The organism is Nocardioides sp. (genome assembly GCF_035576065.1).
GTDB lineage: Bacteria > Actinomycetota > Actinomycetes > Propionibacteriales > Nocardioidaceae > Nocardioides.
This window is the reverse complement of the sequence record NZ_DATLWX010000031.1, coordinates 15,934-34,306: the sequence shown is the minus strand read 5'-3', so window position 1 is coordinate 34,306 and position 18,373 is coordinate 15,934. Positions and strand designations below refer to the sequence as shown.

At 70.2% G+C, this 18,373-nt stretch carries 16 protein-coding genes; 13 read left to right on the top strand and 3 right to left on the bottom strand.

What is annotated here, in order from left to right:
• The first annotated feature begins 220 nt into the window (after positions 1-220).
• Genes ligA through VNJ48_RS14955 form a run of 5 tightly spaced genes read left to right on the top strand, consistent with a single transcriptional unit; the run spans position 221 to position 4,344 of the window.
• Positions 221-2,371, top strand: a complete 2,151-nt coding sequence (gene ligA / locus VNJ48_RS14975; RefSeq protein WP_325603483.1) for an NAD-dependent DNA ligase LigA — start codon at positions 221-223, stop codon at positions 2,369-2,371.
• Entirely contained in the window at positions 2,368-2,676 is a 309-nt protein-coding gene (locus VNJ48_RS14970; protein WP_325603481.1) for a hypothetical protein, read from the top strand. The genes ligA and VNJ48_RS14970 overlap by 4 nt, the downstream gene beginning before the upstream one ends.
• Positions 2,676-2,942 (top strand): hypothetical protein, encoded by a 267-nt coding sequence (locus tag VNJ48_RS14965; protein WP_325603479.1) that lies wholly within the window; start codon positions 2,676-2,678, stop codon positions 2,940-2,942. The genes VNJ48_RS14970 and VNJ48_RS14965 overlap by 1 nt, the downstream gene beginning before the upstream one ends.
• Before the next feature lie 10 nt (positions 2,943-2,952).
• Positions 2,953-3,933 (top strand): hypothetical protein, encoded by a 981-nt coding sequence (locus tag VNJ48_RS14960; RefSeq protein ID WP_325603477.1) that lies wholly within the window; start codon positions 2,953-2,955, stop codon positions 3,931-3,933.
• 39 nt (positions 3,934-3,972) lie between these two features.
• Positions 3,973-4,344: a hypothetical protein gene (locus tag VNJ48_RS14955; protein WP_325603476.1), complete on the top strand. Its 372-nt coding sequence runs from the start codon at positions 3,973-3,975 to the stop codon at positions 4,342-4,344.
• 15 nt (positions 4,345-4,359) lie between these two features.
• On the opposite strand, the gene VNJ48_RS14950 is transcribed toward VNJ48_RS14955, so the two are convergent.
• Entirely contained in the window at positions 4,360-6,078 is a 1,719-nt protein-coding gene (locus VNJ48_RS14950; protein ID WP_325603474.1) for a hypothetical protein, read from the bottom strand.
• Positions 6,079-6,242: 164 nt separating this feature from the next.
• Here VNJ48_RS14950 and VNJ48_RS14945 point away from each other — a divergent pair, with 164 nt between their 5' ends.
• Complete coding sequence (locus VNJ48_RS14945) at positions 6,243-7,487, top strand: calcium-binding protein (protein WP_325603472.1); 1,245 nt, start codon at positions 6,243-6,245, stop codon at positions 7,485-7,487.
• Positions 7,488-7,558: 71 nt separating this feature from the next.
• Here the strand turns inward: VNJ48_RS14945 and VNJ48_RS14940 are convergent, their stop codons facing one another.
• Together VNJ48_RS14940 and VNJ48_RS14935 are read right to left on the bottom strand one after the other, a co-directional pair.
• Positions 7,559-8,734 carry a hypothetical protein gene (locus VNJ48_RS14940; RefSeq protein ID WP_325603470.1) on the bottom strand — a complete coding sequence of 392 codons (1,176 nt, stop codon included), beginning with the start codon at positions 8,732-8,734 and terminating at the stop codon, positions 7,559-7,561.
• Complete coding sequence (locus tag VNJ48_RS14935; protein ID WP_325603468.1) at positions 8,727-9,257, bottom strand: SigE family RNA polymerase sigma factor; 531 nt, start codon at positions 9,255-9,257, stop codon at positions 8,727-8,729. Before VNJ48_RS14935 ends, VNJ48_RS14940 begins: the two co-directional genes overlap by 8 nt.
• Positions 9,258-9,335: 78 nt before the next feature.
• On the opposite strand from VNJ48_RS14935, the gene gatC reads away from it, so the two are divergent.
• From gatC to VNJ48_RS14900, 7 genes are all read left to right on the top strand, one after another.
• The gene (gene gatC, locus VNJ48_RS14930; RefSeq protein WP_325603466.1) at positions 9,336-9,635 is read left to right on the top strand and encodes an Asp-tRNA(Asn)/Glu-tRNA(Gln) amidotransferase subunit GatC; all 300 of its coding nucleotides are present in this window, start codon (positions 9,336-9,338) and stop codon (positions 9,633-9,635) included.
• Between the two features lie 38 nt (positions 9,636-9,673).
• The gene (gene gatA / locus VNJ48_RS14925) at positions 9,674-11,155 is read left to right on the top strand and encodes an Asp-tRNA(Asn)/Glu-tRNA(Gln) amidotransferase subunit GatA (protein WP_325603676.1); all 1,482 of its coding nucleotides are present in this window, start codon (positions 9,674-9,676) and stop codon (positions 11,153-11,155) included.
• Complete coding sequence (gene gatB / locus VNJ48_RS14920) at positions 11,152-12,684, top strand: Asp-tRNA(Asn)/Glu-tRNA(Gln) amidotransferase subunit GatB (protein ID WP_325603464.1); 1,533 nt, start codon at positions 11,152-11,154, stop codon at positions 12,682-12,684. The genes gatA and gatB overlap by 4 nt, the downstream gene beginning before the upstream one ends.
• A 253-nt stretch (positions 12,685-12,937) precedes the next feature.
• Positions 12,938-14,677: a hypothetical protein gene (locus VNJ48_RS14915; protein ID WP_325603462.1), complete on the top strand. Its 1,740-nt coding sequence runs from the start codon at positions 12,938-12,940 to the stop codon at positions 14,675-14,677.
• Positions 14,674-15,690: a hypothetical protein gene (locus tag VNJ48_RS14910; RefSeq protein ID WP_325603460.1), complete on the top strand. Its 1,017-nt coding sequence runs from the start codon at positions 14,674-14,676 to the stop codon at positions 15,688-15,690. The genes VNJ48_RS14915 and VNJ48_RS14910 overlap by 4 nt, the downstream gene beginning before the upstream one ends.
• Complete coding sequence (locus VNJ48_RS14905; protein WP_325603458.1) at positions 15,690-16,787, top strand: energy-coupling factor transporter transmembrane component T; 1,098 nt, start codon at positions 15,690-15,692, stop codon at positions 16,785-16,787. The genes VNJ48_RS14910 and VNJ48_RS14905 overlap by 1 nt, the downstream gene beginning before the upstream one ends.
• Positions 16,784-18,370: an ABC transporter ATP-binding protein gene (locus VNJ48_RS14900; protein ID WP_325603456.1), complete on the top strand. Its 1,587-nt coding sequence runs from the start codon at positions 16,784-16,786 to the stop codon at positions 18,368-18,370. Before VNJ48_RS14905 ends, VNJ48_RS14900 begins: the two co-directional genes overlap by 4 nt.
• Positions 18,371-18,373 lie beyond the last annotated feature (3 nt).

Genomic DNA, 18,373 nt, shown 5'->3' with positions numbered 1-18,373 from the left:
ATCGATGAAACGAAACGGTTTCGTACTAACCGCGACAGTAGGCCGGATATTCCGATGGAACAACCTTGTTTCATCCACCTCGCGTTGGCGGGCTCGTGAACTGGCGGCGCCCGACCGGCCATCGACCAGTTTCGATGACGTATGCCGCCAGTTGCGCGCCCACGAGGGGCCAGGGCGACGTCTCTCCGCGCCTGTCGGTGCGGGCGGGCAAACTAGCCCCATGAGTGACCCGGATCGACCAGCCCTGGAGCCCGCGCCGCCCGAGGCGCGCGATCGTCACCAGGAGCTGAGCCAGCGCCTGGAGGATGCCCGTTGGCGCTACTACGTCCTGGACGACCCGACGATGTCCGACGCGGAGTTCGACGCCGGTCTGCGTGAGCTGGAGGCCCTGGAGGAGGAGCATCCCGAGCTCCGGACGCCGGAGTCGCCGACGCAGACGGTGGGCGGCGCCGTCTCGACGATGTTCACGGCCGTCGACCACCTCCAACGGATGGAGAGCCTCGACAACGCCTTCTCGTTCGACGAGCTCGCAGCCTGGTGTGCGCGGCTGGCTCGTGACGGGGGAGAGTCGGCGGAGCTGCTGTGCGAGCTCAAGGTCGACGGCCTCGCGATCAACCTGCTCTACGAGCAGGGCCGACTGGTGCGGGCCCTGACCCGCGGCGACGGGCGGACGGGCGAGGACGTCACGCCCAACGTCAAGACGATCGAGTCGGTCCCGCACCGCCTCACCGGCACCGACGAGTTCCCCGTGCCGTCGCTGGTCGAGGTGCGTGGCGAGGTGTTCCTCCCCGCCACAGCCTTCGAGCGCCTCAACGCTGGCATGGCCGATGCCGGCAAGCCGCTGTTCGCCAACCCCCGCAACGCTGCGGCCGGTTCGCTGCGCCAGAAGGACCCCAAGGTCACGGCCACCCGGTCCCTCGGGATGGTCTGCCACGGGCTGGGGGCCCGCGAGGGCTTCGAGCCGACGGCTCAGTCCGCGGCCTACGCCGCCATGCGTGCCTGGGGCCTGCCCACCTCCGACCAGATCAAGGCGGTCTCGACCCTGGCCGACGTGCAGTCCTACATCGAGCACGTGGGGGAGCACCGGCACACGATCGTCGGCTACGAGATCGACGGTGTGGTCGTGAAGGTCGACGACGTGTCGCTCCAGCGTCGGCTGGGCTCGACCAGCCGTGCCCCCCGCTGGGCCATCGCCTTCAAGTACCCGCCCGAGGAGGTCAACGCCAAGCTGATCTCGATCGAGGTCAACGTCGGTCGCACGGGCCGCGTCACGCCGTACGGCGTCATGGAGCCGACTCGCGTCGCCGGCTCGACGGTGGAGAACGCGACCCTGCACAACTTCCACGAGGTCGTGCGCAAGGACGTCCGACCAGGCAACCCGGGCGACACGGTGATCCTGCGCAAGGCCGGCGACGTCATCCCCGAGATCGTCGGTCCCGTGCTGGCGCTGCGGCCCGAGGGGCTGGAGCCGTGGGTGCCGCCGACGGTGTGCCCGCCGAAGGTCGGCGGCTGCGGCACCCCGCTGGTCCAGCAGAAGGACGGCGACAAGGACCTGCGCTGTCCCAACCATGAGAAGTGCCCGGCACAGGTGCGCGAGCGTGCCTTCTTCGTGGCCGGGCGCGGCGCGTTCGACATCGAAGGCCTCGGCTACGAAGCGGCCGTCGCCCTCCTCGAGGCGGGTGCGATCGCCAACGAGGGCGACCTGTTCGACCTCGACGAGGCGGCGTTGCTGACGGCACCGCTGTTCACCCGCGCGCCGAAGAAGGGGGAGGACGGACCGCAAATCTCGGCCAACGGGCAGCGTCTTCTCGACAACCTCGACAAGGCCAAGGACGTGCCCCTGTGGCGGGTGGTCGTGGCACTGTCGATCCGGCACGTCGGGCCGACCGCTGCACGAGCGCTGGCCACGCAGTTCGGCTCGATGGCCGCGATCCGCGAGGCCGACGAGACGACCCTGGCCAACACCGACGGCGTCGGGTCGACGATCGCGGCGTCGGTCCGCGAGTGGTTCGACGGATCCGAGCAGGACTGGCACCAGGCGATCATCACGAAGTGGGAAAGGGCGAAGGTCACCATGCACGACGAGCGCGACGAGTCCGTCAGTCGCACCCTGGAGGGCCTCACGATCGTGGTCACCGGGTCGCTCGAGGGCTTCACCCGCGACTCCGTCAAGGAGGCGATCATCGTCCGCGGCGGCAAGGCGTCGGGGTCGGTGTCGAAGAAGACCGACTTCGTCGTGGTCGGCGACAACGCCGGGTCCAAGGCGGACAAGGCCGAGCAGCTCGGCGTACCGATCCTCGACGAGGCGGGTTTTGTCGAGCTGCTCGCCGACGGTCCGCCGCCGTTGACAGCAGGTAGCGTGACCGCATGAGCCGATCCGATCCCGAAGGCCTGCCTGAGACTGGAGGGACGGGGACTGCGTTGGCCGGGCTCGCGGAGGGGTTCATCCGTGACTGGGTGACCAACGGTGTCATCCTGCTCTCCCTGATCGTGGTGGGCGCCGGGGTCATGGTCGGTGAGCTGCCCTGGGTGGTAGTGGGCCCCGTCGTGGGCGTCGCCGGCGCGGCCGTTGGCCTGTTGAGCGTCGCCAAGCGCTGGCCCATCGCCCGCACCTGGTTGGCACTCCTCATCGTGTTGTCGCTGGACCTCCTCCTCCTCGGGGTGATGTTCGTCTGATGGGGGCACGCCGGTCGCCGCACGGCCGGGTGGTCGATGGACTGCTCACGTTCGCGGCCTTCTGCTCGCTGGTCGTGCTGGTCGCGGGTTTTCTTACCGGGGTGGGCCCGCTCATGACGCTCGGCGTGGTCATTGGAGGTGTGGGACTGGTTTCAGGGTTCGTGGCACTGGGCAAGGAACTACCAGTCCACGCAGCCCTCACCTTGGGGCTGGTCATCCTGGCCCTCGACGTGGGGACGGTCGCCCTCATGTGGGCGACGACTTGAGGAGCACCAGATGAGCGATCTCCAAGTGGACCTCTCCAACCTCCGTGCGTGGTCCAACCAGGTCGAGCGGGCGGGGAGTCATCTCGGCGCAGCTGCCGACTACGGCCGCAGTCACATCAGCGACGGCGACTTCGGGCTGATCCTCGAACTGATCACGGCCGACTACGAGGCATTGATCTCGAGCTTCCACACCGTTCTCGACACCGACGCGGAGCAGCTGGCGAGCTTTGCTTCAGCGCTGGACATGACCCGCGACGACTTCGCCGAGACCGACGCGCAGGTCGCCCAGACCTTCGGCGTGGGCGCGGCGATCGTGGACGGTGGCGGCAACAACTTCCCGGACTCTCGCCCGGCGGGGTCGATCCCGGCTCCGTCGACCAGCGGCGACGTGCTGCCCGAGGTGTCGTTCGGTTTCGTGCTTGACCAGTGCTGCGACCTTCTCATGTGGGTCGGTTGCCCCGACCCCCGGGAGTACGTCACCAAGTGGATCGCCGGCGACATCGGCAAGGCCTCGCTCCAGGCCGAGGCATGGGAGCACCTCTCAGGCTGCGTGGACGCGGTGCAACGCAACCTCGACAGCGGTCTGGACCGGATCGGCCAGACCTGGGCGGGTGGAGCGGCGCAGAACGCCAGCGCGCGGGCGGCGAGCTGGATCGAGGCGCTGGCGACCCAGTCCGCGTCGTGCTCGGCCATGGCCGGTCATCTTCGCGACATGATCGACCAGGCTGTCCAGATGGCGCAGGTGGTGGTAGACATCATCAAGACCGTGATCAGCCTCGTGACAGCGGCCCTGTCGAGCGCGTACATCCCCGGTTGGGGACAGTGGAAGGCAATCAAGACGGTCAAGGAGGCGATCCCGTTGATCAACAACGCCCGCAAGGTCATCACCGTCTTCTGGAACGCGATCACGATGGTCAAGGACGGCATCATCATGATCATCAACGCCTTCTCCATCGACGCGCTCCCGCCCGCGCCGACCGCTGCGCACTAGGGCTGACGGTGAGCCCGGCAGCCCTCGAACGAAGCACCAATGACCCAACCGCCTGACCCCCCGGCCGAGCGCATCATGGCGGCACGTCGCGAGCTAGAGGCGACCCTCATCTCCGCCCGACAGGCACTGGACCGTCGCCGCTCCCGACCCGTGCACACGCCTGACGAGCGCGCCGAACTGCACCAGGACGCACTGGCAGGCCGGCTGGGACAGGACATGCAGCGGCTCGCCCAGCACATCGAGAACGGCGAGGAGTCCTGGCAGGAGGTCTTCGAAGGAATCGCGCCGCACGGCGGCCTCTTCGACGGTCACCTGCACCGCATGAGCGAGGAACATGCCGAGGCCATCCGCACCGCCATCGAGGAGGACGACGAGTTCGATCCGCTGGCTCCCGATCCTGAGGTCTCCTGACCCGCACACCTCTGCTCACTCGCCGGAGAGAACGTCCCGGAGCGCACCCATCCCGATGGGCACCGTCACCTTGTCCGGGATCTCCACCCTCGGGTAGTCCGGGGTCGTGTCGACGAGCCTGGTCAGCAGCAGCATCCCGAAGACCAGGGTCAGGAGGACGAGCACGAACAGCAGGTCGCTTCCCTGGGCGATCAGGCGGGCGGTCGGATCGGACTTGACCACCGGGTCCTTCCGAGTGTTCAGCGCCAGCAGAGGGCGGTAGCGGCCACCGAGGCTCGCGCGGTTGAACGACTCGCGTCCCTCACGCTCTCGCTGGGGGGTGTGCAGGTCGCCGGGCACGGCCGCATCGAGCGAGGCGACCACGCCCGAGCCGCCCGACCACTGAGCTGGGTCGATCGTGAGTCCCCACCCGTCGGCCCGCACGAGGTGCCGGATCCCTGACGGGTAGGTGAGGTAGGCCGCGAGGTCGGCATGGGGGTAGTCGAGGGCCTGGTCGCCCGAGGCCAGCACCGTGCCGTGTCCATCGACGATCAACCGGTCCAGGCACGCCGGCCAGTTGGCGTGCTTGCGACCCTGCGTCGGGGGCACCCGGGGCGTGGTGGTCGGCTGGGTGACCATCCGGATCATCTGCTGTTCGTCCGCCAACGGCGGCATCGCGAGCAGGAGGCTGTCCAGGAGCTCGGCAGCGTGGATCCGTACGTCGTCAGCGGTGATCGACTCGTACTCCGCGACGACCTGGTCCAGAGTCAGGTGCGGGTCCTCGCCGGCCAGGTGCATGCCGCCGGCCCGCAGGGCCAGGCCGTACGTCGCATAGGGATCGCGCAGGCCTTGGATGATCATCGCCTTGATCTCCGAGACGACAACCTCGTCGGGCCCCCGCTCCGCGTGGGTCTGGAGGAGGTCGCGCGCGGTCGTCGCGCACCCGCGCTCAGCGCCGTTGATGTCCGTGCCGACATAGGCCACGGCGTGGTCCGCGTCGGCGTACTCGTAACCGCAGAACGGGGAGTACGCCAGGCCGAGGCGTTCGCGGAACTCGTCGACGAACTCGCGCCGAAGGGTCTCGGGGAGCAGGGTTGCCGCTGGGGTACGCCGCACCACGCCGCTCGCCAGCAGCCCCGCGTCGACGTAGCCGGCCGGGAGCTCCTCGACGGCGTGCACGGGTTGCGGGACCCGCAACCGTCCGGACGGCAGCGGTAGCCGCCACCCGGGCGGGGGAGGCCCGTCGAGCATCAGGACCGCGTTCTGCTGCGTGAAGACGGCGCGCGCCCGGGCTGCCAGCAGCTCCGGCGTCGCCCGCCCCAGTCCCAGCTCGCCGAAGGCCACGATGCCGGGCCCGGCGGCCCCGTAACGCATGCCGAGCGCGTTGGGGAGGCCCACCGAGCTGCGCTGGGCGGCCTCGGCGGCCAACACCCGACGCTCGGTGTCCATCCGTGCGAAGGACGGCTCGCTCAGCCACTGGGCCACGCCGCTGAGGTGTGCTGCCACCTCGTCTGCGGGTCCGTGGGCATCGAAGCTCGTGTGCTGGAGGGAGACCTCACCGTTGATCTGGAGCTGCCCGCCGCCCATGCGTTCATGCAGGGCGAGGTGCTCCAGCAGGTGCTGCCAGCCCGATTCCGTCGCTGGTTCGTCTCCGCTGCCCCAGCGGAACATCAGGCTGGCCGTCAATGTGGGACGCCCGGAGTCCACCCAGAACGTTGCCACGCCGTCGATCTCGTCGCGCGCCACGACCGTCATGCTGCCTGCCCCCGCATCCCCCGAATGGACCGGAATAGTGACACATCGCGTCAGGGCCTGCGTCGCCCACCGACAACTTAGGCGCGAGGTACGGCGTCTCATCTGTGCCCTGCAACCACCCGCCACCACCAGGCATCCATCAGGACCACACTCGGAGGTCAGCCATGCGTCTCGTACCCACCCTCACCACCACCCTCGCCCTCACCATCCCACTTGTCGCCCTGGGAGCCACGGCCCAGGCCGCAGCCAAGAGCTGCGCCGGCGAGAGGGCGACGATCGTCGGCAACGAGAGGTCGAACGACCTCACCGGCACGACGAAGCGGGACGTGATCTGGGCCGGCGCCGGCAACGACCGGATCTCCGGGCTCGGGGGGAACGACCTCATCTGTGCCGGAGAGGGCGCCGACCGCATCTCAGGTGGCCCGGACGACGACACGATCTACGGCGAGCTGGACCACTACCGGGCCGACCGGTTCGGCCGGTTCAAGCGCACCGGCGACACGATCGTCCCCGGCGCCGGCAATGACTACGTCGACCCGGGTTATGACGCACGGGCCGTCTCGGTCGGCGTACAGGTGGTGCCCGACACCATCAGCTACTACAGCGCTCCCGCCCCGGCAGTGATCGACATGCGCACGGCCCCTGCGGTGGTCGCTGCCGACGGTACCGACACCATCGCCATCGCTGCCGGTTCGCCGATCGGCTTCGTGGGGACGGCCTTCAACGACGTCATCCGCGGCACCTACAAGGACGACCGCCTGTTCGGCATGGCCGGGGACGACCAGCTGTTCGGCCACGACGGCGACGACGTCATCACCCCGGACGGCAACGACAGTGCCGGCGCTGACCTCGTGGACGGCGGCTCCGGGGACGACAAGATCTCCAGCGTGGCCGGCTTCGACACCTTGTTGGGCGGTGTTGGCATCGACGCGATCTCCTCGAGCTCGGTCAACCGGCTGTTGATCAAGGGTGGGTCGGGCGGCGACACGGTCACGGTGCCGGTGCCCGGAGAGTCCGGGTTCCAGGTGATCGGCAACGCCGGCCGAGACAAGCTGCGGTTGGTGGCGTACCCCAACCCGGCCGTCCTCCCCACGCTGCGGATCGATCAGCGCAAAGGCCTGACCAAGGTCACCAAGCTCCAACCCTTCGTGGTCAGCGGCAAGTTCCAGAGCTTCACCGAGGTCTCCCTGCCGGCCAGCACCACGACGATCTACAAGGGCACGATGAAGGGCGAGGTCATCGATGCCCACCCCGACTTCGGCGCGACCATCAAGGCCCGTGGCGGCGCGGACGTGATCACAGGCTCCAACCAGAAGGACGTCCTGATCGGCGGCACCGGCTTCGACATCGGCTTCGGCAAGAGCGGCAAGGACAGGTGCAAGCTCATCGAGCGGCGCCAGAGCTGCTGAGCGGCCTGCTCAGCGGTGCGTGAGCCACACTCTCGGCGCCGAGAATGTGGCTCACGCACCTCGCTCAGTCCTCAGCTCTCGTAGATGTTGCCCCCGAGCCTGAGGTTCTGGCCGACGGGCGGTCCGGGCTCGGTCTCACAGGCAGCGGTGATCGGGTCGCACACCTCGAGCCCTTCCTTGGTGACCTTGAACGGTGAGCTGCCGGCAGTCCAACCCCAGCCGTCTCCCTCGAGGGTCACGCGCTCCTGGCTGGCGACGTGGTAGATGTCGACGCCGCTATTCGTCCCCATCTGCTGGGTGAAGCTCAGGTACTGCCCGTCGGGAGAGAGGCTGCCGAAGCCATATTCTCCCTGCTCCAGCGGGACGACGAGGGCGCTGGCGCCGGTGGCTGCGTCGACGACCGAGACGACCAGGTCGAGGGCGCCGGTCTCCTCGTTGAGCTTCTCGCCGGTGGCGTAGGCGAATCCGCCCCGGACCTCGGGGATTCCACCGCCCAGCCCGGCAGCCTGCTGCATTTCGCCCGTACGCCAGTTGACGGCGTAGGCCTCCTCCTCGAACCCGGCGTAGACCACATCGCCGTCGAGGGCGAGGGGTGGGACCGGCCAGTAGCTCATCGGCAGGTCGGGCAGCGGGACCGAGCCGACCTCGTCTCCCGTGCGGGCGTCGCGGACCACGACCTCGAACCCGTCGCCGGACTTCTCCGCCAGGGCGTAGACGTCCTCGTCGGGGTCGGTGGCGGGGCCGACGCCCTCCGGGATCGTGCCGAGGTCTGTCGTCGTCCCGTCGGCGGCGACCAGCGTGAGGCTCTCGGGGCCGGACCCGTCGGAGGCCCCGCCTTGGGCGTTGCTTCGCGTCAGCACCCCCACCGACGTGTAGTGCAGCGAGTGCAGGGTGCCCGGGATGTCGGTGATCGCGGACTGACGGTGCGGCACGCCAGCCCTGATCACGGGCGGGCTGATGACGACGACGGTCGAGCCGGCGCCGTACGCCACGACCCCCCGGGAGGGTCCGGCTTCGGCGGCCGGGTCGGCGACCCGGTCCTCCGTCTGCCGATCTCCGTCCCCCTGGAGGGCCCAGGTGGAGCCGGCCCCGACGACGGCCACGACAGCGGCCGCGGCGAGCCACGTGGTTGCGCGGCGAGGCGTCCGGGCCTGCCGACCGCGCGCCAGGATGGCCGCCTGGTCGACCGGCGGGATGTCGAGGGCGGCGGCCTCGTCGCGGAGCAGGGCAGAGAGTCGTTCAGTCATTGCTGGCTCCCAGGGTCGCAGGGATCACGGCATCGCCGAGCAGCACGCGCAGCTTGGCGAAGGCCTCGAAGGTCTGGCTCTTGACCGTTCCGGTCGAGCAGCCGAGGGCGTCGGCCGTCTCGGCGACCGAGAGGTCCTCGTAGTAGCGGAGCACGACGACCGCTCGCTGCCGTGGCGGCAGCTGGGCCAGCGCGTCGATGACCGCGGGCCGGGTGCTCGGGTCGAGTGAGTACGCCGTCTCGGGCAGCTCGGCGCTGGGGAGCTCGTTGCGCCATCCCTTCTTGCGGAACCACGACGCGGCGGTGTTGACCAGGGTGCGCCTGGCGTACGCCGGTGCGGCGGAGCGGTCGTCGATGCGCGACCAGGCGGCGTACGTCTTGGCCAGGGCAGTCTGCGCCAGGTCCTCCGCCAGGGCGCGTTCGCCCATGAGCAGGTAGGCAGTGCGGTAGAGCCCCGGCCAGCTGGCCTGCACGAACTCGGTGAAGTCCCCGTCGTACGTCGAGCCAGAGGGTGGTCGAGCCATCAGTCCTCCTCGAATGGATTGTCACCCAGACAGATGCCGCGTGCCTCGCTTCGGTTGGGCGACCCTAGGATTGCCGTCATGCCCGAGATCACCCGAGACGAGGTCGCGCACCTCGCGAACCTTGCCCGCATCGACCTCGACGACGCCGAGCTCGATCACCTTGTCCCACAGCTGAGTGTGATCCTCGAGTCTGTCGCCTCCATCAACGGTGTGGCGGGGGACGACGTGCCCCCCACGTCACACGCGCTGCCCCTGACCAACGTCTTCCGCGACGACGTCGTGACACCCGGGCTGACCGCCGAGCAGGCGCTGGCCATGGCCCCGGCGGTCGACCAGCAGCGCTTCAGCGTGCCGCGGATCCTGGGGGACGAGCAGTGAGCGCCGCAGGCATCACCATCCGCAGCACTGCCGCCGAGATGGCACAGGCCTTGACCGAGGGCACGGTCACCAGCGTCGAGCTCACCGAGCTCCACCTCGACCGCATCGCTGCCGTCGACGGCGCCGTCCACGCCTTCCTGCACGTCGATCGCGACGGCGCGCTCGCGCAGGCTGCGGCCTCCGACGCCCGTCGAGCGGCCGGTGAGACCCTGAGCCCGCTCGACGGCGTGCCGATCGCGGTGAAGGATGTGCTGACCACCGAGGGACTCCCCACGACGTGCGGGTCGAAGATCCTCGAGGGCTGGATCCCGCCGTACGACTCGACCGTCGTCGCAAAGCTCAGGGCAGCCGGCCTGCCGATCCTGGGCAAGACCAACATGGACGAGTTCGCGATGGGCTCCTCGACCGAGCACTCGGCCTACGGCCCCACCCACAACCCATGGGACCTCGACCGCATCCCCGGTGGCTCCGGCGGCGGCTCGGCTGCGGCCGTGGCTGCCTTCGAGGCGCCGCTCGCCATCGGCACCGACACCGGCGGCTCGATCCGCCAGCCCGGCGCGGTCACCGGCACGGTCGGTGTGAAGCCGACGTACGGCGGAGTCTCCCGCTACGGCCTCGTGGCCCTCGCCAACAGCCTCGACCAGGCCGGCCCGGTCACCCGGACCGTCCTGGACTCAGCACTCCTCCACGACATCATTGCCGGGCACGACCCGCGCGACTCGACGAGCATCGACCAGGCGTGGCCCTCCTTCACCGAAGCGGCCCGGGCGGGTGCGAGCGGCGACATGACCGGCGTGAAGATCGGCGTCGTCACCGAGATGGCCGGAGACGGGTGGCAGGACGGTGTGATCGCGCGGTTCCAGGACTCGCTCGACCTGCTCGTGAAGGCCGGTGCCGAGGTCGTCGAGGTGTCCTGCCCGAGCTTCGTGCACGCACTGGCGGCGTACTACCTGATCCTCCCGGCCGAGGCCTCCTCCAACCTCGCGAAGTTCGACGCCATGCGCTACGGCCTCCGCGTCGTGCCCGAGGGCGACCCCAGCGCTGAGGACGTCATGCGCGCCTCGCGTGACGCGGGCTTCGGTGACGAGGTCAAGCGCCGCATCATCCTGGGCACCTACGCCCTGTCCAGCGGCTACTACGACGCCTACTACGGCCAGGCCCAGAAGGTGCGCACGCTGATCAGTCGCGACTTCGAGGCCGCCTTCGCCTCGGTCGACGTGCTCGTCTCGCCCACCGCGCCGACGACCGCCTTCAAGCTGGGCGAGAAGCTGGACGACCCGCTCGCGATGTATCTCAACGACCTCGCGACCATCCCAGCCAATCTCGCCGGCGTCCCGGGCATCTCGGTGCCGAGCGGTCTCGCCGACGAGGACGGGTTGCCCGCCGGCTTCCAGATCCTCGCCCCCGCGCTCGAGGACGACCGCCTCTACCGCGTCGGCGCCGCCCTCGAGACCCTGCTCGCTCAGGAGTGGGGCGCGCCGCTGCTCGACAAGGCTCCCGCCCTGGAGGAGACCCGATGACCACGCACGCCCGCTCCGACACGCTGCTCTCGTTCGAGGAGTCGCTGGAGAAGTTCGACCCGGCGATGGGCCTCGAGGTCCACGTCGAGCTCAACACCAACTCCAAGATGTTCTGCGGGTGCCCCACCGAGTTCGGCGCCGAGCCCAACACGCAGGTCTGCCCGACCTGCCTGGGCCTGCCCGGCGCGATGCCCGTGGTCAACCGCATCGCTGTCGAGTCGGCCATGCGGATCGGCCTCGCGCTCAACTGCGAGATCGCCGAGTGGTGCCGCTTCGCCCGGAAGAACTACTTCTACCCGGACATGCCGAAGAACTTCCAGACCTCGCAGTACGACGAACCCATCGCCTTCGACGGCCACATGGACGTCAACGTGCCCGTCGATGGAGGCGGCCCAAGTGACATCGAGGTCGTCCGGGTCGAGATCGAGCGCGCCCACATGGAGGAGGACACCGGCAAGTCGTTGCACGTCGGTGGCGCCACCGGGCGCATCCACGGGGCCGACTACTCGCTGGTCGACTACAACCGCGCGGGCATCCCGCTGATCGAGATCGTCACCCGCCCGATCATGGGCACCCGGGCGAACGCCCCGGCGGTGGCCAAGGCCTACGTCGCCCAGCTCCGCGAGCTGATCGTGGCCCTCGGTGTCTCCGACGCGAGGATGGACCAGGGCTCGATCCGCGCCGACGTCAACCTGTCGCTCTCCCCGGTGGGCGCCGGCACGCTCGGCACCCGCACGGAGACCAAGAACGTCAACTCGCTCCGCTCCGTCGAGCGGGCCGTGCGCTACGAGATGCGGCGGCACGCCGCGATCCTCGACTCCGGCGGCTCAATCCTCCAAGAGACCCGGCACTGGCACGAGGACACCGGCGTGACCACCAGCGGCCGCGAGAAGTCCGACGCCGAGGACTACCGCTACTTCCCCGAGCCCGACCTCGTCCCGGTCGCGCCGAGTCGCGCATGGGTCGACGAGCTCCGCGGCACCCTGCCGGAGAACCCGACCCTCAAGCGCGTCCGCCTCCAGGGCGAGTGGGGCTTCTCCGACCTCGAGATGCGCGACACGATCGGCGCTGGCGCCTTCGGGCTGGTCGAGGAGACCATCGCGGCCGGCGCCACGCCCCAGGCCGCTCGCAAGTGGTGGCTCTCCGAGCTCGCCCGACGCGCCAACGACACCGAGACCGACATCGCCGAGCTCGGCGTGACGCCGGCCGACGTGGTCGCCGTACAAGCGCTGATCGATGCGGGCTCGCTCAACGACAAGCTCGCGCGCCAGGTCTTCGAGGGGTTGTACGCCGCAGAGGGCACCCCCGCCGAGATCGTGGAGAAGCGCGGCCTCGCCATCGTGTCCGACGAGGGTGCCCTGAGCGCCGCCGTCGACAACGCCATCGCCGCCAACCCCGACGTGGCGGACAAGATCCGCGACGGCAAGGTCGCGGCCGCGGGAGCGCTCATCGGAGCCGTGATGAAGGAGATGCGTGGGCAGGCCGACGCCGGTCGCGTCCGCGAGCTCATCCTGGAGAAGCTGACCTGAGTCGCACCTCACCGGTCGCAGGATGCGCGCCGTGACGCCACTGCTTGGTAGCGTGCGTCCACAACATTCATAGCGCCCGTAGTCGGGGGAAGCCGGTCCGAGTCCGGCGCTGTCCCGCAACCGTAGGCACGAGTCACTCGTGCAAGCCGGAGCACTCACTGCGATGCGTCTTCAGAACACACGCTGTCGTGGAAAACAACGGATGCTGGTCGACTCGACTCGACCGCTCCCGCTGGTGCAGCGGGAAGGAAACATGCGATCAGCACTGCTGTGCCGCGGAGCCGCCCTCGTGGCTGCGTCGGCCCTGTCCATCACCACCCTCGGAGTCCTGAGCAGTCCGGCCGAGGCCCACCCCGCGGGTGACCGCGCGGTCAACGCCGGAGCGTCCTGGCTCAAGGGCCAGCTCACGAACGGCCTCGTGCACAACGACCAGTTCGGCGGGTTCGACGATTACGGCCTCTCCGCGGACTTCGCCTTTGCCCTCAAGGCGGTGGGCAAGAACGCGGACGCGGCGACGATCGTCAACGCGATCGAACCCAAGTCCGAGTCGTGGGTCAGCGGTGCTGACTTTGGCAGCCCCTCGCGTGTCTATGCCGGGAGCCTCGCCAAGCTCGTGAGCGTCGCCCAGGCGGCAGGGGAGGACGCCCGCGCCTTCAACAGCGTCAACCAGGTCGCGCGCCTGGAAGGCCGCGTGGCCAGTGCTGGGCACATCACCGGTCGTCTCGAAGACGCCGGGGTGGACTCCACGGACCCCTTCGATGCTGACTTCGTCAACGTGATCGGTCAGTCTTTCGCCGCTCGGGCACTCACCACGGCGGGATCGCCTCGCGCCGTGGACGCGACCACCTTCCTGCTTGAGCAGCAGTGTCCGGAGGGTTTCTTCCGGGAACAGCTGAACCCCGACAAGACCAGCCCCGAGCAGGGTTGTGTCAGCGGTGCCGCAGGCAGCGGGCCGAGCGTCGACACCACCGCCCTCACGGTGATCAACCTGCTCGACACCCCAGGTGTGTCTGCAACCACGAGAGGCCTGGCGGGTGCTGCCGCTGAGTGGCTGAAGACCCAGCAGGCGGCCGACGGCTCCTTCAGCGCTGGCGGCACCGAGGGCTACAACGCCAACAGCACCGGTCTCGCCGGCTGGGCGCTTGACCTGGCCGGGAAGAACGCGGCCGCCACCAAGGCGGCGGCCTGGCTCCGCGGCGTACAGGTTGCTGACCTCGCTCCGTGCGCGACCAGGCTCGCGGCGGAGAACGGCGCGATCGCCTACAAGCCGAGCATCCTCAGCGCGACCAGGACGGCCGGCAGCATCACAGCCGGTCAGCGCGACCAGTTCCGTCGCGCCACCGCCCAGGCACTGCCGACCCTGGCCAGCGTGCCGGCCGGCACCGGCACCTTGGCCCTCTCGGCACCTGCCACGGCCGTTGAGAAGAGCAAGGTGACCGTGACGGTGTCCGGCCTCGGTGCCGGCGAGCCGGGTTGTGTGAGCTTCGGCTCGGTGTCCCAGCCGGTCACTGGCACCGGCGACAACCTCACGGTGACGTTCGACCTGCCCGCCGGCGCCGCGATTCACACCTTCACCCTGGCGACCCTGGCCGGGACGCAGACGGCGACTACCCGGGCGACGCTGACGCCCGTCCCGGTCCCGCCTGTGCCTGCGACGCCCGAGGTGGGGAGCCTGACGGTCAAGAAGGTCGTCACGGCGAGGAACAACCGCTTCAAGGTGTCGCTCACGTGTGACGACACCGAGCGGTGCGACGCCAAGATCGTGGTCCGCTCGGCCCGCAAGGTCACCGTCGGCGACGCAGCCCGGGCCCGCAAGGTGCTGGTTGCCAAGACCTCCTACTCGGTCGCCCCCGGGACGACGAAGAGGCTCGTCCTCAAGGTCCGCAAGCCCGCTCGCCCGGCGCTGGCCGAGGGCCGGGTCAAGGTCAAGGCCGTCCAGTCCGCTCCGGACGCCGACCGCGCAGTCACGAAGTTCTGGCTGCGCGCCAAGTGACCCTGCTGGGCACCCCGGCGGGGTCCGTACGTCGCCTGGTGGCCGCCATCCTCGTGATGGCGGCCACCTCGGCCGTGCTCGTCGGGGTCTCCTCGCCGGCCACGGCCGCGGCCTGCTCGACCTCGTCGGGTGTCTCGGTGGTCGTCGACTTCAGCGGGGTCACCAGCGGGCTCAGGTCTGCGTGCGTGGCCGGTGGGGCCGACCAGCCGGCGAGCGACGTCGTTGCAGCGGCAGGGTTCCGCGTGGACTACGTGCAACGCCAGCCCGGCTTCCTGTGCCGCATCGACGGCGTGCCGGCTTCCGACCCTTGCGTGAACACGCCGCCGAGCAACGCCTACTGGGGACTCTTCTGGTCCGACGGCAAGGACGGTGTCTGGCACTACAGCGACTTCGGCGTCACCTCGCTCCAGGTGCCGGACGGTGGCTACATCGGGTTGGCGTGGCAGAGCGGCACCCGCCGGGTGCCGGGGCAGGCGGCAACGGCGCACGCTGTCGAGGAACCTTCGCCCACCGCGACACCCTCGCCGACACCCTCCGGGACGCCGACCACCGGGCCCAGCCCGACCCAGCCGTCGTCGTCGGGCACGACGAGCCCGAGCCCGAGCCGGAGTCCGAAGCCCACCGGCACGGGTACGCCCGGGCCGACCGGGACCACCGCCGGTGGCTCGCCGGCGCCCACGACTGGGACCGCGCCCGCCGCCCCGAGCGACTCGGCATCCCCGTCGGCACAGGGCAGCGAGGCGGCCACCGAGCAACCCAGCGCCGCCGGGTCGGGCACTCCGTCGCCCGGCGCGAAGAAGTCTGCTGCGGCGGCTGACCCGGTCGAGAGCGATTCGGCCTCGTCGGCCCCGTCGTCGACCGCCACCGAGTCCGTCGCCGATCCGGTCGCGCCGAGTGCCGCCGAGTCCGAGTCGCGGCGAGTCCCGACCTGGGTCTCGCTGGGCATCCTGGTCCTGCTGCTGGTCTCGATCGGCATCGCGGCGATGGCTGCGCGGCGGCGTACCCAACCCTGATGGCACCTCGGCTGGCCCGTGACCTGCATCCCGTCGCCTGGTGGATCTGGGCGATCGGGCTCGCAACCGCGGCCACGCTGACGACCAACCCCCTCCTGCTGGTCCTGCTGGTCGCGACCGCCGCGGTGGTCGTGATGGCGCGTCGTTCCGACCATCCGTGGGCGCGGTCGTTCCGGCTCTACCTCCTGCTCGGGCTGAGCATCGTGATCATCCGCGTGGCGTTTCGCATCATCTTCGGCGGCGTGAGCCAGGGGAACGTGCTGGTCGACCTGCCCACAGTGCCGTTGCCCGAGTGGGTGGCAGGGATCCGGCTCCTGGGACCGATCACGCAGGAGGCGCTGCTCTCCGGGCTCTACGACGGCCTGCGCCTCGCTGCCATCGTCATCTGCATCGGCGCCGCCAACTCGCTGGCCAACCCGAAGCGGCTGCTCAAGACGGTCCCGACCGCGCTCTACGAGATCGGGACGGCGCTCGTCGTCGCCGTGACCGTCTTCCCCCAGTTGGCCGACAGCGCGCGCCGGGTGCGTGCGGCCCAGGCGCTGCGAGGAGACGTCAGCGGACGGGTCGGGCGGCTGCGCCGTTTCCTGGTCCCGGTCCTCGAGGACGCCCTCGAACGATCGCTCTCGCTGGCGGCCGGCATGGACGCCCGGGGCTACGGACGATCAGGTACGGCGACACGTGGCCAACGATGGACGACCGGGGTCCTGCTCCTGAGCGCCCTGCTCGGCGTCTGCATCGGCACCTACGCGCTGCTCGACCAGTCGGCTCCCCGTTGGCTGGCCGTGCCCATGCTGGTCATCGGTGCCGTGGTGGCCGTGGTCGGGATGGTCAGTGCAGGTCGTCGGGTCGAGCGCTCCCGCTACCGGCCCGATCGCTGGCGAACCGCGGAGGTGGTGGTGGCCGGCTGCGGGCTGGTCGTCGGTGCCGTCGTCTGGCAGCTGGGCCGGACCGAGCCGCTCGTCGCCTACCCGTCGGTGTCGGCCATGCCCTACCTCAGCGTCATCGCGCTGACCGGCGCGCTGGTCGGTCTGGTGCCTGCCGTCGCGGCCCCGCCGCCGCGGCAGCCGATCGCCACCCCGCTGGAGGTGGGCGCATGATCGAGCTGCGGGACATCCACTTCTCCTACGACCACGTTCAGATCCTCAGCGGGGTGGACCTCACGCTGGAGGAGGGTGAGCTGGTGCTCGTCTCGGGGCGCACGGGAGTGGGCAAGTCCACGCTGCTGGGCGTCCTGACCGGCCTGGTGCCACGGTTCAGCGGAGGAACGCTGTCCGGCGACATCCTCATCGACGGCGTCAGCGTCATCAACCAGCCGCCGCGGGAACGTGCCCATGTCGTGGGCTACGTCGGGCAGGACCCGGCGGCTGGGTTCGTCACCGACACCGTCGAGGAGGAGCTGGCCTACGGCATGGAGCAGCTCGGCCTTCCTGGCGACACGATGCGCCGCCGGGTGGAGGAGACCCTCGACCTGCTCGGGATCGCCGACCTCCGCCAGCGCGACCTGCGCACCCTGTCGGGTGGTCAGCAGCAGCGGGTCGCGACCGGCGCGGTGCTGACCACGCACCCGCGTCTGCTGGTGCTCGACGAGCCGACCTCGGCGCTCGACCCGACCGCCGCCGAGGACGTCCTGGCGACCCTCACCCGCCTGGTCCACGACCTCGGGCTCACCGTCCTCCTCGCCGAGCACCGCCTCGAGCGTGTGGTGCCGTTCGCCGACCGCATGTGCCTGCTGACGGGCGACGGGCGGGTGCAGGTCGGCTCGCCGGACGCCGTGCTCGCGGTCTCGCCCGTCGTGCCCCCGATCGTCGAGCTCGGCCGCGCTGCGGGCTGGTCGCCGCTGCCGCTGAGTGTCCGGGACGCGCGGCGCCACGCGCGGTCGCTCGATCTGCCTGCACCGGTCGTCCCCGACCCGCCAGCGGGACCGACGGTGCTCTCGGCCCGAGGGCTGACGGTGGCCCACGGGCGCCACGTCGTCCTCGACGGCGTCGACCTCGACCTGCGCGGCGGCCACGTCACCGCCCTCATGGGACGCAACGGCGCGGGCAAGTCGACCCTGATCTGGACGCTGCAGGGCACGCAGAACCGGCGCGCCGGCGCCGTCTCGGTGGCCGGCAAGGACCCCGGGCGGCTCGACCCGGCGGGCAGGCGCACGCTGGTCGGTCTCGTCCCGCAGACTGCCGCGGACCTCCTCTACCTCGAGACCGTGACCGACGAGTGCGCCGCAGCGGACGCCGGTGCGGGGGCGGCTGCGGGCAGCTGCCGCCAGCTGCTCGATCGCCTCGTCCCGCACATCGACGAGACCATGCACCCCCGCGACCTCTCCGAGGGCCAACGGCTGGCGCTGGTGCTGGCCATCGTGCTGACCGCCCGGCCCGACGTCGTGCTGCTCGACGAGCCGACCCGTGGGCTCGACTACACCGTCAAGGCCGAGCTGGCGACGATCGTGCGAGACCTGGCAGCCGCTGGTCACGCGGTGCTGATCGCGACCCACGACGTCGAGTTCGTGGCGGGAGTCGCGGACGACGTGGTGGTGCTCGCGGAGGGCGAGGTCGTCTCCTCGGGTCCTGCCCGCGAGGTCGTCTCCGCGTCGCCGAGCACTGCGCCCCAGGTCACCAAGATCCTGGGGGAGCCGTGGCTCCGGGTCGACGAGGTCGTCGCTGCGTTGAGGGTCTCGTCGTGAGTG

Excerpts from the sequence above, each read along its gene's own strand:
- VNJ48_RS14970 (WP_325603481.1), top strand. The coding sequence starts at position 2,368 with ATGAGCCGATCCGATCCCGAAGGCCTGCCTGAGACTGGAGGGACGGGG.
- gatC (WP_325603466.1), top strand. The coding sequence starts at position 9,336 with ATGCCCGAGATCACCCGAGACGAGGTCGCGCACCTCGCGAACCTTGCC.
- VNJ48_RS14945 (WP_325603472.1), top strand. The coding sequence starts at position 6,243 with ATGCGTCTCGTACCCACCCTCACCACCACCCTCGCCCTCACCATCCCA.
- gatA (WP_325603676.1), top strand. The coding sequence starts at position 9,674 with ATGGCACAGGCCTTGACCGAGGGCACGGTCACCAGCGTCGAGCTCACC.
- gatB (WP_325603464.1), top strand. The coding sequence starts at position 11,152 with ATGACCACGCACGCCCGCTCCGACACGCTGCTCTCGTTCGAGGAGTCG.
- VNJ48_RS14950 (WP_325603474.1), bottom strand. The coding sequence starts at position 6,078 with ATGACGGTCGTGGCGCGCGACGAGATCGACGGCGTGGCAACGTTCTGG.
- VNJ48_RS14965 (WP_325603479.1), top strand. The coding sequence starts at position 2,676 with ATGGGGGCACGCCGGTCGCCGCACGGCCGGGTGGTCGATGGACTGCTC.
- VNJ48_RS14915 (WP_325603462.1), top strand. The coding sequence starts at position 12,938 with ATGCGATCAGCACTGCTGTGCCGCGGAGCCGCCCTCGTGGCTGCGTCG.
- VNJ48_RS14960 (WP_325603477.1), top strand. The coding sequence starts at position 2,953 with ATGAGCGATCTCCAAGTGGACCTCTCCAACCTCCGTGCGTGGTCCAAC.
- VNJ48_RS14940 (WP_325603470.1), bottom strand. The coding sequence starts at position 8,734 with ATGACTGAACGACTCTCTGCCCTGCTCCGCGACGAGGCCGCCGCCCTC.
- VNJ48_RS14900 (WP_325603456.1), top strand. The coding sequence starts at position 16,784 with ATGATCGAGCTGCGGGACATCCACTTCTCCTACGACCACGTTCAGATC.
- VNJ48_RS14905 (WP_325603458.1), top strand. The coding sequence starts at position 15,690 with ATGGCACCTCGGCTGGCCCGTGACCTGCATCCCGTCGCCTGGTGGATC.
- ligA (WP_325603483.1), top strand. The coding sequence starts at position 221 with ATGAGTGACCCGGATCGACCAGCCCTGGAGCCCGCGCCGCCCGAGGCG.
- VNJ48_RS14935 (WP_325603468.1), bottom strand. The coding sequence starts at position 9,257 with ATGGCTCGACCACCCTCTGGCTCGACGTACGACGGGGACTTCACCGAG.
- VNJ48_RS14955 (WP_325603476.1), top strand. The coding sequence starts at position 3,973 with ATGACCCAACCGCCTGACCCCCCGGCCGAGCGCATCATGGCGGCACGT.